Consider the following 13,858-nt stretch of genomic DNA (forward strand, 5'->3'; position numbering starts at 1 on the left):
AAATCCGCCGCATAATCAATCCAACCAGATGCGCCAGATCCTCTCTTAGCTCAGGCCGACATCTGTCCCAAAATCCCTGACGACGGACAGCGATACGTGTATGGTCATGAAACTGACTCCGGTTTAGGGATTAGATAGACAGTTGAAGATCGGGGCCGGTCGGGCAGCGGTCAGGGCTTTCACCTGGCTTCAAGGGTCTCGCTTGCCCGGTTGTTTGCCATGCGATTGGAAACGGCACACCGACCAATTTGCTGGTATCTGCATCGACACGAAACTTCGCACGGCGCAACGCGGTGGCCGCGCGGCGGTTCAATTGACAACCGCCAAGCAGCGAAGCCCAGGGGCGCTGTACGATATCCTGCACACGCGAATTCCAGAGCGTTGGCGCGCTGACATGCTCGCAAAACAGTACCTCGCCATCTGGGCGCAGCACGCGCCGGACCTCGCTCAACACCGCTGATACATCCTGAACCGTACAGAGCGTATATGTCAGCACCACCGTATCGATACAGCTATCTGCAAGTGGGATGTCCTCGCCAAAGCCCTGCACAAATTCGACGGAGATTTTTGAACGATCAGCCAGTTTCCGTGCCATGTTGAGGCTGCTTTGGCAGGGGTCCAACCCTATGAGTTTGGTGACGCGATCCGCATCATAGAGCGGAATGTTCAGCCCCGTGCCGATGCCCAGATCCAGAACGACGCCCTGCGCCTTGGGAACGATGCGTTTGCGTTGCCCTTCAAAGGCGCGCCCGCCACAGCCGCAATCGACAATTCGAGGAAGGATATGTTTATTATAAAAAGACATGGTTTTGCTCTCTGCTAAGTGAAGATGCAGAAACCATGTCTGGGATTGACGTTATGCACTTGTTGGAGTTCTGGAGAAGTAATGAAGAAATGCTGGATATTCAGGCCTCTTGAACGCTCTGCGGCGGGCTGTCGCACCGATGTCTGAAGTTGAGAACCCGTGATCTATACCTTTTCAAACTGCGTTCTGGATCTCGACCGCCGCACTTTGGAACGCGATGGGATTGCGCAGCATATCGAACCTCAGGTCTTTGATCTTTTGGTTCTTTTGGTTCAGGCCGAAAGTCGGACCGTTACCAAAGACGAGATCGTCGCGCAGATCTGGGGTGGGCGCGCGATTTCGGACGATGCGATTACAAGTCGTATCAAGAGCGCACGAAAGGCTATCGGTGACGATGGCCGTGCGCAGCGATTTATTCGTACGCTACCGAAGATCGGTTATCGCTTTGACGGGCAGATGGAGTCACCCTTCGATAATCCTCAAATGCCCTCACCGATTGCGGCGGCCGCCCCCGTTGAAGCACTGCCGACTGAGGCGAGCGCGCCTGAGATTGGCTACATAACGGATAGAAAAGGCCGCTCTATCGGATTTGCGGTTCACGGCGATGGCCCGCTGGTCATAATCCCGCCGTTTTGGGTTACCGCATCTGATCTGTGGCATGATTATCCGGATATTCAGGCGTTTTTTCTGACGCTGGGCAAAGGGTTGCGCATATTGCGTTATGACCGGCCAGGCTCGGGCCTCAGTCGCAATGCACACCCAAACGTGACACTGGAGGATGAGGTCACGCTGCTTGAGGATATGATTGCAGCGCTTGGAACTGATCGTTTTTCGTTTCTGGCGATCTCGGCGGCAGGGCCTGTGGCCATCCGATACGCGGTTGCGCACCCGGCACGGGTCGATCGCATTTGTTTCTATGGCGCGTATGGCTCGGGCAAGGATTTGGCACCCGCGGGATCGCAAGCCATGCTGCTGGCGCTGATCCGGCAACATTGGGGCGTCGGATCGCGCGCCCTTTCGGATATCTTCGTACCCTCGGCGGATGCTGACGACAGACGTCGTTTTGCAGCCCAGCAACGCGTGGCCGCGGACCCGGAACAGGCGGCTTCCATGCTCGAACTGAGTTGGCAGATTGATGCCAAACTTGATGCGCCCAAAGTCGATGTCCCGACTCTTGTACTGCATCGTCAAGAGGATCGTGCCGTTCCAATTGAACACGGGCAATGGTTGGCACGCTCGATCCCGGGTGCGCGGCTGCAGTTACTGCCCGGAGATGCACATGCACCTTGGTTCGGACCGCTGGATATTGCAATGCAGGCCAATACATTTTTGCTTGAGTAGCTATTCGTGTTCTGACTCGGCCCTTTCCGGACGTTGACCGCCACTCGAAGTGCTGCAACGTAGAGTCCTTCAAAATCATATTTGACTCTGTTGCCTGCTCTTTCTGCTCAAACAGGCGCGACGGGCTATTAGCGGACCACGGAAACATCTCTTTTCCGTTGCGCATCCCTGACAAGAGCAGCAAGCCGATAGAAGCCGTGTGCCATTTTTGTGTAGGGCGTAAGAAGGAAAAACGTAAGGACCGATCCGAGATGGATGGCCAGCAGTGCGGGCATCACAGGCGTTGAACCGAGGGCGTAAAGAATCAAACCGCTGAGCCCCACAAATCCGAGCAAAAGGATAAATCCGATATCCGCGCCCCAAGCCGACGGATCGCCGAGGTCTCGGTCTGACTTTAGCTTGAGCACAGCCATCGCACCACATCCCACCGTCAGCAGCAGCCCCCCGGAAATTCCGAACAATTTGGGCAACGACCAGAACCCGTAGGGCGCGTGCATTCCGAAGACATAATGCATGACCGTCGCCACCGAAGTCGATGCAAAGCACAGCAGAAAGCCGTACATAATGGCGTGGTGGATGTGGCGTCGGCCCTGACTGAAACGGTCTTCGTCCTCGAAGTTACAGCCCTCGCCATGGCCTGCGGCCAGATCCTGCATCTTGCCCGCGTGTTTGAACGCCGCCACCAAATCAGACATCTGGATCGGTTTGCCATCAACAATGGTCCAATAGCACCGAAGGCTGATAGCTATGCTGAACAGAGGCAGCAGGAACGCGGGCGCGAAGATCGCAACCATCGCATTGTGGGACAGAACGGCGTGGAAGCCCTCGCCTCCGCTCGATCCGATAGCACGAATTGCCCAGAACAGCAGAGCAAACCCGATCACAAGCGCCAGCATTAATGCCCCGCCATGAGTGTGAAACCGGCGTGCCAGCGGCTGCGGCCAGGCGAGGCCTTCCCAACTGTCGCGCCGCACCTCGGCCAGTGCTTTGGGCAGATTCAGGTCGAACTCATGCGGTGCTGTGTACTGGCAGGCATAGTAGCAGCCCCTGCAGTTGTGACACAAATTGGCCAGCTGCGTGATATTCCCGTCCGAAAACGCGCGTTCCGCGTGCAGCGACGGAAAGACCGAGCAATAGCCCTCGCAATAGCGGCAGGCGTTGCAGATCTCGGCCTGACGGCGGGCTTCCTGGATCAGATCAGTTTGCATAGGCGGCGGCCTCACGTCCTGCGATGCGTCCAAATACGGTCCCTATGGTCATGCCGAACCCGGCCAGATAACCCTGCCCGAGGATCGACCCGGCCATGGTCTCGCCAGCGGCCCAAAGGTTCTTGATTTTTCCCTTGGGGGTCGAACATTGCGCCGTGTCATCCACCTTGAGCCCCAAATAGGTGAAGGTCACGCCGGTGCGCAGCGAGTAGCCATAAAACGGCGGCTCGGTGATTGGGCGGGCCCAGTTGGTCTTGAGCGGGGTCAGACCCGAGGTCGCGACCCCATCCAGTTCGGTCGGGTGAAATCCGCTGGTGTCGCCGCAGGCCGCGTTGAACTCTGCGACCGTCGCGGCCAGCTTGTCGGCCGGCAGGTCCATCATCCCGGCCAGCTCTTCCAACGTATCCGCCTTTAGCGGAGGGAACACCGAGGGCATGAACAGGTTCAGCGACTTGGCGTCGATGATGACATAACCCACCTGATCCGGCTGGGCTGCCACCAGACGCCCCCAGATCGCATAGCGTTTCGGCCAGACATCCTCGCCCTCGTCATAGAACCGCTCGGCATCTTTGTTCACGACGATGGAAAACGGCACACAGTCCAGTCGGGTGACGATACCACCATCAAACTTCGGCGCGCGCCCGTCGATGGCGACCGCGTGGCATTGGGTCGGATCGCCGACGCTCTCGACCCCTTGGTCCAACAGATCAGCCAGCACCACGCCGCGATTATACGGCGTGCCCCGGATCAGGAAATTCTTTGCAGGTTCGCCCCAGGCGCGGGTCAGCCAATCCGTATCCGCCTGAAACCCACCGGAGGCAACGATGACCGCCTTGGGCGCGATGCGATGAGACTGACCTTTGTAGGTGTAATCGACCCACTCGATCTGGTCGCCGTTCAGTTCCAGATGCGTGACCGCCGCTTCATACAGCACATCTACACCCAGCCCCGCCGCCGTCCGGTAATAGGCATTCACCAGAGATTTGCCGCCCCCCATGAAAAACGCATTGGTCCGGGCCAATGACAATGTGCCGGAAAGCGAGGGCTGAAACCGGACCCCGTGCTCTTCCATCCATGGCAGGCACTCTTCGGAGCTACGGATTGCGAGGCAGGCAAGATGTTCGTCGGTTTTGCCGCCAGTGACTTTCAGCAGATCCGAGAGGTATTCGTATTCGCTATACGTCTCGACGAGTGGGCCCAACGGGCCGGAATGCATGCAACGAAAATTACGGGTGTGACGGGAGTTTCCGCCTCGATAAGGTTTTGGCGCCGTTTCGAGGATCAAAACGCGCGCACCGGCCTCAGCGGCAGTTATCGCGGCGCAAAGGGCCGCATTGCCGCCACCGATCACAGCAATATCGTAAGCTTTCGAATGGGTGGCCATATGTTTCTGCCTATTGGGTTTGATCAGTCGTGCGGTCGCGGTCCTGCAACGCTCGGATGCGCGTCCGCTGCGCAGCCTGAATATGCGCGCGCATCTCTGTTTCGGCCGCTGCGCCATCGCGGGCCTTCAAAGCCGCCATGATGCGGCGATGTTCGGACACTGCGGCCTCGGCCCGGTCGCTATCCAGCAATTGAGACGGTCCGAGGATCAACAGCGCTTTTTGCAAGGAGAGAATGGATTTTGTCAGAAACCGGTTCTTGGCCGAATCCAGCAACGTCGCGTGAAAAATCCGGTTGATCCGCGCCGCGTCCGGGCCCGTGCCTGCCTCTGCCAGCCGGTCATTCAGAACCTCAAGCTCATCCAACTCGACATCAGAGGCCGCGCGGGCTGCCAGACGGGCCGCTGTCCCTTCAAGCACCGCGCGCATCTCGTAGAGTTCCATGACCTCGGCGTAATCCAGACTGCGCACGGTGGCACCTTGCCGAGGCACATGCGTGACCAACCCGTCGGCCTCCAACTGCCGGATCGCCTCGCGCACCGGGGTACGGCTGACGCCCAACCGCTCAGACAGCTCAATCTCGCGCAGGCGGTCGCCGGGCAGAAGAGTGCCCTCGCGAATCTCATCCAGCAGCCGCTGATATGCTGAATTGCCTTGCGGGCCAGGCTGTAACGGGTCGTCTTGGATCGTCATCGAGCGCTCACGTGTTTTCTTGCGTCCACCTGTATACAAGTGGATACATAGTAGGTCAATCGCATCGAAAATGGCCCTTTGTCCACTCAGATCAACGCATCCCTAAATTGAAAAAGCGGGTTGTATCCTTCAGCCTTGCAATGCTGGGTACCGGGGTCTTTCTTGGCGCTCAACCTGCCGCTGCCTTTCTTTGTTCGCCCCGATGAGTGCCTGTCTGATTGCGGTACTTGCCCACGCGCCGATGGATGGCTTTGGACAGGTTTCGGTTGCCGTCCACACCATTCCGGGCGTGGCGGTAGGGGCATCGAGCACACCTGGCTTATTTGTTGTGCCGCTAATGATGGCCCCATCGTTGGCGTTGATCCCGCTCTAAAACTTGCTGATAGCACTGGTCGGGACACCCTTCTTTCGCAAACTCTGGGGCGTTGACAGCACAACAGCCTTCTACGCAACCGTGCCCGGCGGATTGTTGGATATGACTACCCTCGGCCCGAAACCGGGGCAAACCCGCGTAAGCTCTCCCTGATCCACGGCCTTCACATGCTAAACATCGGCGCACCCATCGCCGCAAATCTTATTCTGCGCTGGTCCAGATCTCGGGATTAATCATGTGGATCGGAGCGCCTTCGGCATAGGCGTTCACCTGATCGAATATATCCGCGAATTGCAGGTCAAACTCGTCCTCGGTGACAAAGCCGATATGTGGGGTCGCGATCAGGTTGGGATGTGACAATAGCGGGTCGGTCGGATCAATCAGTGGCTCGGAATCGAATACATCGGTCGCCGCTTTGCCGGGGCGACCGATGTTCAGCGCCTCCAGCAAAGCACCCGGAGCGATCAGACCAGCCCGCGAGGTGTTCACAAACAGCGCCCCCGGCTGCATCTGTGCGAAGTCCGATGCGGCAATGATCCCGCGCGTGTTTGGTTTCAGACGAACATGGACTGAGACGACATCGCTGTCGGCAAAGAACGCCTCACGGTTGGGCGCGACCTGCACCCCATTCGCCTGCGCGCGGGCGCGGCCTTCGTCCGAGGACCACCAGACCACATTCATCCCGAATGCCTCGGCATATCGCGCGACCGCACGAGCAATCCGACCATAGCCATAGAGCCCTAATTGACGGCCACGCAGCGTTTTGCCTACGCCAGCCTGCCAGTGCCCCGCTTTGACCGAAGCCATCTGCCCTGGCAAATCCCGCATTCCGGCCATGATCAGTGCCCAAGTGAGTTCAGCTGCGGCATAAGAGGGTGTGCCACTATGCATATTCGAACACAGCATCACGCCTTGATCTGTGCAGGCCTGAACATCGACATGTGGATACACGCTGCGCTGGCTAATCAGCTTCAAGATCGGTAATTTCTCCAGCAGGGCGCGCGTGACTTTGGTACGTTCGCGGAACAGGACAAGCACCTCTGCGTCCTGCAACCGCTCGGCCAGAACGTCAGTGTCTTCGATATGATCTGTCCATACTGTCACTTCATGACCCGTGAGTTTTTCAAAGCAAGGCAGGCCGCGCAGCGTGTCGAACCAGTCATCCAGAATATGCACGTTCATCGGCTTTCAACACCCTGCACTATGGTCAGCTTTCTTGGGGTTGGCACAAAATGTGGTGCATCGAGGGCGGCCAGCGCGTTTCGGACGCGTTCGATTTGGTCCAGCAGATGGTTGAACTGCTCATCGCACCCGGCGATCGGTGTCGGGTATTCTGCCATATTCCATCGCAAGGCCGCTCGCGCCAACTTAAGTTCCTGACGCGCGATATCGAGGCATTCCGAGTAGTTGTCCATCGTGTACTCCCAATTTGTATACCATAGTATACTTATAGGATAACACCTGATCAACTCCCGTTCCAAACAGATTTAGGCACATAAACATGCCCATCCGCCAGCTTTCGCGCGGTCCGCACCAAGCCCGCCGTGTTCACTGTGAACCCGCCGGTGGTGGAAAAATCCACCAACACGTCGATCTTACCCGAGGCGTGTTCCAACACGACCTCGGCCGGGCTTGTCGCCGGGCGATCCAGCAAGCCATCCGCAACGGTCCCGGGAGTCAAAGCGCAAGACGCCATGCATTGTGCGCCGGTGACGGCCATCGTCGGATGTGTCTGCCACGGCATGAAATACCGCACCGCAAGGGTTCCACCCTCTCTGGCGGGTGCGACAAGGCCGAATTTGGGGGTCACAGACTTGGACACATCCCCCATGCCCATCCGGTTTCCAGCTTCGATCCGCACCGCCTCCATCCGGTCAAAAAAGGTGCGATTGGCGTCCAGATCCTCGGCGCTTTCATAGCCCGTCAACCCAAAGTCGGCCGCACGGGCAATGGCCATTGGCATGGCGACATCCATACAGGTTAGTTCGATCCCCTGAAATGTATCGCGCAAGGCCCCGGTAGGCAGAAAGGCCCCAGTCGAAGACCCGACCACGCCCATGAAACTCAGCTGAACAGGCGATGAATGGCCCGGAACACCTGCGATTTCCGCGTCGCCGTCATAGGTCAACTTGCCGCCGGGCGTATGCACCCTGGCCACGACCCGGGCCTCCGTATTGACGGCCCGAATGCGAATTTCGGTCTCGTCCCCCTGCGGTGTGGTCAAGCCCATTTCGATGGCGGCAGGGGCAACGCCGGACAAGATATTGCCGCAAGTCGGTTTGAAATCGACCAGCTTTTCGTCGACCGAAACCTGCGCAAAGAAGTAGTCGATATCGGCCCAGTCATCCTCGCTGACCGACAGCATCGCGACCTTGGTCGTGACCGCCGCGCCGCCGCCGATGCCATCGATGTTCAGCGACTGCCCGGCCCCAAGGGCCGCGATCAGCACCTCGGCCAGCGTGTCCAGGTCCTGAGGCAGATCCGAGCGGCGAAAATACGGACCTTTCGACGTGCCGCCGCGCATGAAGATGTACGGGATTGCGGTTTGTGTCATCTGGGATCCCTCACTTCAACGGCCAGGGCAGGCTGACCATGTCTTGCAACAGACCCGGCGGGAAATCGCGGTTCAGCGCGCCCGCCATCAGGCACATGAACCCGATGCCGCAGGCTGTCAGGATCAGCGTCATCTGCCAGCTTGCCCCGGCCCGGATCCGGAAAAACGCGATCAGGAACCCCAGCAAAGCAAGGATGAAGCCCACCACCCAGGTTGCGGCGATCAGACTGGCGAACCACGCCAAAGTTGACCACAGACCATGGGGTGCGCTGGCATCTTCTCCGGCGATTTCCTTGTCGGCAAAGATCGCATCGCCTTCGGGTCGTCGCATCATCTGGATGAGCAGGATCACGCAACAGAAAAGCGAGACGCTGCCGATCACCAGCGGGATGATCTTGTCGGTCATGTTGTAGTCAGGGATCATGTTGGCGTTGACCAAGGCGACGATCAGATAGGCCATGATCACCAGCAGAAAGACCAACGGCGCACGTTTGGTTCCGGCCTGAACGTCCCCCTCGGACATGATCATTTTGGCCTGACGGATGCCCAGAATAACCGAGACCACCGTGACCACGATCAGGACAATCACGATTGGGCTGAAAACATACTCCATGCCTTCGCCAAAGCTCTTGCGGAAGCGGAATGAGGCGATCTGGAACGCCTGGTTGGTGAATTTCTCGACAGGATTCGATAGAACGAAACCGATCAGGAAGGCCGGGCGCGACCAGTCGAAACGGCGCAGGAAGATGCCGATCAGGCCGATCACGAACAAGGCCAGCAGGTCTTCGAAGTTCTGACCGGACTGGAAGGCCGCAAAGCTGATCAGCATGAACAGGAACGGCGCCAGATAGGTAAAGCGGATCGTCGTCAGCTTGGCGATCCCGCCCGAGGCTGCGATGCACAGGATGGTGCCGACCACGTTGGCAAGCGCCAGCAGCCACACAATCGAATAAGTGATGTCGAGATTGTCCTTGAGCATGCTCGGGCCGACCTCGATATCACCCGACCCCAACAGCGCCACCGCGCCGATGAAGATCGCCATTGAGCCGGAGCCAGGAATACCGAACAGCAGGGTCGGCACCAAACCACCACCCTCTTTGGCATTGTTTGAGCTTTCCGGGCCGATGACACCACGCACTTCGCCTTTGCCGAAGTTGCTCTTGTCCTTCGTGGATTGAACCGAATGACCATAGGCGATCCAGTCGACCACCGAGCCTCCGAGCCCAGGAATGACGCCGACAACCACACCGATGATCGAACAGCGGACCGACAGCCAGATATTGGCGAACCAATCCTTGACACCGTCCAGCCAACCGGCCCCCAGAGATGCCCCTTTGGCGATCGAACGATCTTGCCGCAGCAGTGAGACGATCTCGGGAACGGCGAAGATACCCAACCCCACGATGACCAATTTCAGGCCATCAGTGAGATAGGGAATATCATAGGTCGCCATGCGCAGCGAACCGCCTGCATCGGCCTCACCAATTGTGCCGACCATCAGGCCCAGACCGGCGGCGGCGACGCCTTTCAGTGGGATGCGTCCTGCCAAAATGGCAACCATCGACAGGCCCAGAATGGTGATCATCAGCATCTCGGGCAGACCGAAGGCCAATACGATGGGGCGCGCGATAAGTATGAACATAGTCAGGAAGGTTGCGCCGACGAGCCCACCGAACAGGGACGAGGAGAAGGCTGCTGACAAGGCCCGCGCAGCCTCGCCCTTTTTCGCCATGGGGAAGCCGTCCAGCACGGTGGCCTGCGAGGCCGAACTGCCGGGGATACCCATCAGGACGGAGGCGAACGTGTCCGAGGTCGGCACCACCGCGACCATCCCGATCATCAGTGCCAGACCCAGGATCGGGTCCATACCGAACATGAAAGGCAAAAGCAGCGACAGGCCGGCGATACCTCCAAGCCCCGGGAAAACACCTACAGCCAGCCCCATAACGACGCCGAGCACAAGATAACCCAGCACGATAGGTTGCAGGATCAAACCCCACGCATCACCAAGCGCAGGTAGAGCGGTGGCGAAAACCTCCATAGCGGCCGCCTTTCATAAACTGTTTTGTATGTAGAGAAACGCGCGCCCTTCGTTGGGCGCGCGACGACGTGTCAGCTTAGTTCAGCTCGACGCCGTAGGCCTCTTTCAGCCAGTTCAGGACGTATTGCTTGGCGTTGTCGTCCACATTGGTCGCCGTCTGCAGAGCAGACTTCGAGCCTTCGCCGACAAACACAGGATATTTACCAACGCGCTTGGACGAAATGTCCGCAAAATCACCACGCTCGGTCACAGCTTGGAACGCTGCGGTGTATGCGTCCACCACTTCCTGTGGTGTGTCTCCGGGCAAGAACGCCAGTTTCTGAACAGGGAAGCCCGCCACGAAGAAGGCTTTCCAGGCATCCCAAGCCTCACCACTGGTTTCGCAACCATCGGTGGCCTCGCAAACCTCTTTGAAAGTTGGAATGTCCGGGAAGGTCGGATCGCGCACGATGTTGCCATCTGCGTCCAACGCGCCCCATGTCATCATCGGTACGGCCTGACCGGCTTCGACTAGCGGGGCAGAACCGCCCAGATAGCCCGAGGACGTCTGGTAATCGATATTGGCTTCACCACGTTCGAACATCAGACGACCATCACCACGGCCCTTGATGCCAAAGACCGGCTCAACATTCATACCCAGCATCTGCCAGGCCAGCAGGGGAACAAGGTCCAAACGGGTCGCGCCCTGCGAGCCGTAGATGAAATTGGTGTCCTTCAGCGCATTGGCAGAGCCGTCGAACTTGGCCCCGTCTTCGGCATTCAAATAGGCGACCCCGCCGGTCCCGGACGCCATGACCGGGATCCATTCATTGTATTCATAACGGACGCGCGGATCGCTCAGCAGATAAGGAAACTGGGTTGAGCCCGAGGTGCCAAACAGCAGCGTTCCATCGTCATGGCTTTGTTCCTGGAACCAGTTCGCGCCTTTGGTCGAACCAGCGCCCGGCATGAACTTGACCACAACTGTGGGCTGGCCCGGCAGAGCCTCGGACAGAAGCGGTGCAAAAAAGTTGGCCCATTTGGCGGACCCGCCCGTTTCCGAGAACGGAATGACCCATTCGATGGTCTTGCCCGAGAAATCGACCTCGGCAGCGGCGGGTGCGGCGAGTCCGGCGGCGGCGATCAGCCCCACGACGGCGCGACGGGTGAAGTTGGAAATGGCCATTGGTTCCTCCCTGTTGACCAGACAAACACGTCAGCGCGCTCTGCACCACCGTGATTGCAAATAGAACTGCGGGGTTGATTCCCCCTCCCATCTGGCAATCATGGAGCGCCAACCTTGCGCGAAACTTGCAGGAGCCCCAATGCGGATCGTCATCGTCGAAGATAACGAGACCCTCGCCAACGCCATCGCCTATCGTCTGCGGGATCGGGGTCATGCCGCTGACGTACTGACAGATGGTAGCGCGGCCGATCTATATCTGGAACAAGAAGGCGCGGATCTGATCGTTCTGGACATCAACCTGCCGGGTCGGTCAGGTCTTGAGATCCTGCGGTCCCTTCGTAGCCGGGGTGACAGCGCGCCTGTCATCCTGCTGACCGCACGCACCGAAACCAGCGACCGTGTTTCGGGTCTTGATATGGGCGCCGACGATTACCTTGTGAAGCCCTTCGAGATGGATGAGCTTGAGGCTCGCATCCGCGCGCTTTCCCGTCGCAAACAACTGGATTATGGCGCGCGAGAGACCATCGGAGACCTGGAATTCGACCGCACCGCCCGACAGGTCAGCGCTAGGGGCCAAGTTCTCGATGTGCCGCGTCGGGAAATGGCTGTGCTTGAATGCCTGCTGGAACGGCGGGGCAGGATCGTCCCCAAAAGTCAGTTGACCGACTACGTCTACGGCGTGGGCGCCGATGTTGACGATTCAGCCGTCGAGCCGCATGTGTCACGACTGCGCAAGCGCCTTCAGAATTTTGGCATCCGGATCAAGACGGCCCGTGGCCTTGGATATCTGCTTGAGGTAGAAAAGTGATCCGGCACGGCTCTCTCAGGCTTAGGCTTTTCGTACTGATCCTGACGCCATTGGTGCTGCTTGCAATCCTGCTTGGATACTGGCGCTACACGGTGGCTCAGCAAACGGCGCAGGAGCTTTTTGATGACAGCCTGTTGTCCGCTGGTCTTGCCATTTCACGCGATGTGGCGGTGTCAGAAGGCGATGCCCTGTCGCTCACCACACGCAGCTTGATCCGCGACGCGTCAGGCGGAGAGATTTTTTATCACGTGACCGGACCCGGTGGCATCTACGTCACAGGTTATGCATATCCGCCGGCCGCTGCAAACCCGTCTGAACAGGACGCGTACCAGCCGAGGTTTTTCGAAGCGATCTATCGGGATGAGCCGGTGCGCGTACTGAAAATGACTGAGCGGGTCACGCTGGATAACCTGGTGGGCGATGCGACAGTAACAGCTTGGCAACGCGTTGCCGACCGCAACGCTTTTGCCAACGAGTTGTCAATCCGCGCCGCGATCCTGATGGGTATCCTGCTGGCCACGCTTGCTTTTGTTGTCTGGTTCGGGGTCGCACGCGGGTTGCGGCCCTTGTTGGATTTGCAGGATGCGATCGACCTACGCTCACCGGACGACCTGAGCGAAATCAAACGCCCGGTCCCGGTCGAGGTTCATGGCATTGTTCAGACCTTGAACCGGCTGTTTGGACAGGTCGAGCACAGCATCAACGCCCATCAGGTGTTTATCTCGGAAGCCGCCCATCAATTGCGAAATCCGGCGGCTGCGGTTCAGTCTATGGCTGAGGCATTGCGCGACGCAAAAACAGATGAGGACAAGGATAAACGGATTATCGAACTGGTGGCAGCGGCAAAGAATTCGGCTACAGTGGCGGAACAGCTATTGTCACTGGAACGACTGCGGCAACCTACGCATCAGGATCAGATGGACAAGATCGATTTCCGTGCGGTTGTGGAAGAGGCCTGCGCGGACATAGGCGTACAGATCCTCGCAAAGGGGATTGAGTTTGATGTTACGATGCCGGACTCGTCAATTGCGGTTTCAGGAGATCAGGTTTTTCTAACTGAGGCCATCAAAAACCTGCTGGACAACGCAGTTAAGCACGGTGGGACTAAGTTGAGCCAAATTTCAGTCGCACTGCGCTCTGATGGCGAGAACGTAAAACTTACAGTATCCGATGACGGGACCGGCCTTTCACCCGACCAAAGCGAAGCCGTTTTCAGTCGATTTTCGCAGCTGGAATATTCCGAAGGTAGCGGTTTAGGATTGTCGATTGTCTCAGCTGTAGCGAAGCGCCACGGAGGAGTGGCCGCGATCAACCAAGTCGAAAAAGGAGCAAGCATTACGCTTCAGCTTCCCATAGCCCTGTAGTTTGTTTCCAATTCTACTCGGAACCCGAAACCTTTCACAATCAAAGCTAGTTTTGCGATTGCAGCGAAAGTCGGCTTCCCGCCGATTCTGTGGGAAAACAACTTGTTTTTGGCGCAGAAAGTGG

At 58.1% G+C, this 13,858-nt stretch carries 13 protein-coding genes; 4 read left to right on the forward strand and 9 right to left on the reverse strand.

Annotated elements, in window-relative coordinates; genetic code table 11:
• Window positions 1-130 precede the first annotated feature (130 nt).
• Complete coding sequence (locus ACR0FG_RS17310; RefSeq protein WP_480894247.1) at window positions 131-805, reverse strand: class I SAM-dependent methyltransferase; 675 nt, start codon at window positions 803-805, stop codon at window positions 131-133.
• 159 nt (window positions 806-964) lie between these two features.
• Here ACR0FG_RS17310 and ACR0FG_RS17315 point away from each other — a divergent pair, with 159 nt between their 5' ends.
• Window positions 965-2,146: an alpha/beta hydrolase gene (locus ACR0FG_RS17315; protein WP_170714099.1), complete on the forward strand. Its 1,182-nt coding sequence runs from the start codon at window positions 965-967 to the stop codon at window positions 2,144-2,146.
• 128 nt (window positions 2,147-2,274) lie between these two features.
• On the opposite strand, the gene tcuB is transcribed toward ACR0FG_RS17315, so the two are convergent.
• From tcuB to ACR0FG_RS17330, 3 genes are read right to left on the reverse strand one after another with little or no spacing between them, the layout of a single operon-like run.
• Window positions 2,275-3,354 (reverse strand): tricarballylate utilization 4Fe-4S protein TcuB, encoded by a 1,080-nt coding sequence (gene tcuB / locus ACR0FG_RS17320; RefSeq protein ID WP_170714096.1) that lies wholly within the window; start codon window positions 3,352-3,354, stop codon window positions 2,275-2,277.
• Entirely contained in the window at window positions 3,344-4,738 is a 1,395-nt protein-coding gene (gene tcuA, locus ACR0FG_RS17325; protein WP_170714094.1) for an FAD-dependent tricarballylate dehydrogenase TcuA, read from the reverse strand. Before tcuA ends, tcuB begins: the two co-directional genes overlap by 11 nt.
• Before the next feature lie 10 nt (window positions 4,739-4,748).
• Window positions 4,749-5,429 (reverse strand): GntR family transcriptional regulator, encoded by a 681-nt coding sequence (locus ACR0FG_RS17330; RefSeq protein WP_480894249.1) that lies wholly within the window; start codon window positions 5,427-5,429, stop codon window positions 4,749-4,751.
• A gap of 376 nt (window positions 5,430-5,805) precedes the next feature.
• On the opposite strand from ACR0FG_RS17330, the gene ACR0FG_RS17335 reads away from it, so the two are divergent.
• The gene (locus tag ACR0FG_RS17335) at window positions 5,806-5,955 is read left to right on the forward strand and encodes a hypothetical protein (RefSeq protein WP_480894251.1); all 150 of its coding nucleotides are present in this window, start codon (window positions 5,806-5,808) and stop codon (window positions 5,953-5,955) included.
• A 48-nt stretch (window positions 5,956-6,003) separates the two neighbouring features.
• Here the strand turns inward: ACR0FG_RS17335 and ACR0FG_RS17340 are convergent, their stop codons facing one another.
• The 5 genes from ACR0FG_RS17340 to ACR0FG_RS17360 form a co-directional block, all read right to left on the reverse strand.
• Window positions 6,004-6,984, reverse strand: coding sequence for a D-2-hydroxyacid dehydrogenase family protein (locus ACR0FG_RS17340; protein WP_480894253.1), 981 nt, complete (start codon window positions 6,982-6,984; stop codon window positions 6,004-6,006).
• A complete protein-coding gene (locus ACR0FG_RS17345; RefSeq protein ID WP_480894255.1) occupies window positions 6,981-7,217 on the reverse strand; it encodes a hypothetical protein in 237 nt (78 codons plus the stop codon). Before ACR0FG_RS17345 ends, ACR0FG_RS17340 begins: the two co-directional genes overlap by 4 nt.
• Before the next feature lie 50 nt (window positions 7,218-7,267).
• Window positions 7,268-8,356, reverse strand: coding sequence for a 4-oxalomesaconate tautomerase (locus tag ACR0FG_RS17350; RefSeq protein WP_480894257.1), 1,089 nt, complete (start codon window positions 8,354-8,356; stop codon window positions 7,268-7,270).
• A 10-nt stretch (window positions 8,357-8,366) separates the two neighbouring features.
• The gene (locus ACR0FG_RS17355; RefSeq protein ID WP_480894259.1) at window positions 8,367-10,397 is read right to left on the reverse strand and encodes a tripartite tricarboxylate transporter permease; all 2,031 of its coding nucleotides are present in this window, start codon (window positions 10,395-10,397) and stop codon (window positions 8,367-8,369) included.
• A 76-nt stretch (window positions 10,398-10,473) separates the two neighbouring features.
• Window positions 10,474-11,562, reverse strand: coding sequence for a tricarboxylate transporter (locus tag ACR0FG_RS17360; protein ID WP_480894260.1), 1,089 nt, complete (start codon window positions 11,560-11,562; stop codon window positions 10,474-10,476).
• 139 nt (window positions 11,563-11,701) lie between these two features.
• Here ACR0FG_RS17360 and ACR0FG_RS17365 point away from each other — a divergent pair, with 139 nt between their 5' ends.
• A complete protein-coding gene (locus ACR0FG_RS17365) occupies window positions 11,702-12,370 on the forward strand; it encodes a response regulator transcription factor (protein ID WP_480894262.1) in 669 nt (222 codons plus the stop codon).
• Window positions 12,367-13,734, forward strand: coding sequence for a sensor histidine kinase (locus tag ACR0FG_RS17370; RefSeq protein ID WP_480894264.1), 1,368 nt, complete (start codon window positions 12,367-12,369; stop codon window positions 13,732-13,734). Before ACR0FG_RS17365 ends, ACR0FG_RS17370 begins: the two co-directional genes overlap by 4 nt.
• The last annotated feature ends 124 nt before the right edge of the window (window positions 13,735-13,858 follow it).

This window comes from Ruegeria sp. E1, assembly GCF_056534225.1.

What these genes read in the sequence shown, in the direction of transcription:
- ACR0FG_RS17310 (WP_480894247.1), bottom strand. Translation starts at nt 805, where the DNA reads ATGTCTTTTTATAATAAACATATCCTTCCTCGAATTGTCGATTGCGGC.
- tcuB (WP_170714096.1), bottom strand. Translation starts at nt 3,354, where the DNA reads ATGCAAACTGATCTGATCCAGGAAGCCCGCCGTCAGGCCGAGATCTGC.
- tcuA (WP_170714094.1), bottom strand. Translation starts at nt 4,738, where the DNA reads ATGGCCACCCATTCGAAAGCTTACGATATTGCTGTGATCGGTGGCGGC.
- ACR0FG_RS17330 (WP_480894249.1), bottom strand. Translation starts at nt 5,429, where the DNA reads ATGACGATCCAAGACGACCCGTTACAGCCTGGCCCGCAAGGCAATTCA.
- ACR0FG_RS17340 (WP_480894253.1), bottom strand. Translation starts at nt 6,984, where the DNA reads ATGAACGTGCATATTCTGGATGACTGGTTCGACACGCTGCGCGGCCTG.
- ACR0FG_RS17345 (WP_480894255.1), bottom strand. Translation starts at nt 7,217, where the DNA reads ATGGACAACTACTCGGAATGCCTCGATATCGCGCGTCAGGAACTTAAG.
- ACR0FG_RS17350 (WP_480894257.1), bottom strand. Translation starts at nt 8,356, where the DNA reads ATGACACAAACCGCAATCCCGTACATCTTCATGCGCGGCGGCACGTCG.
- ACR0FG_RS17355 (WP_480894259.1), bottom strand. Translation starts at nt 10,397, where the DNA reads ATGGAGGTTTTCGCCACCGCTCTACCTGCGCTTGGTGATGCGTGGGGT.
- ACR0FG_RS17360 (WP_480894260.1), bottom strand. Translation starts at nt 11,562, where the DNA reads ATGGCCATTTCCAACTTCACCCGTCGCGCCGTCGTGGGGCTGATCGCC.
- ACR0FG_RS17365 (WP_480894262.1), top strand. Translation starts at nt 11,702, where the DNA reads ATGCGGATCGTCATCGTCGAAGATAACGAGACCCTCGCCAACGCCATC.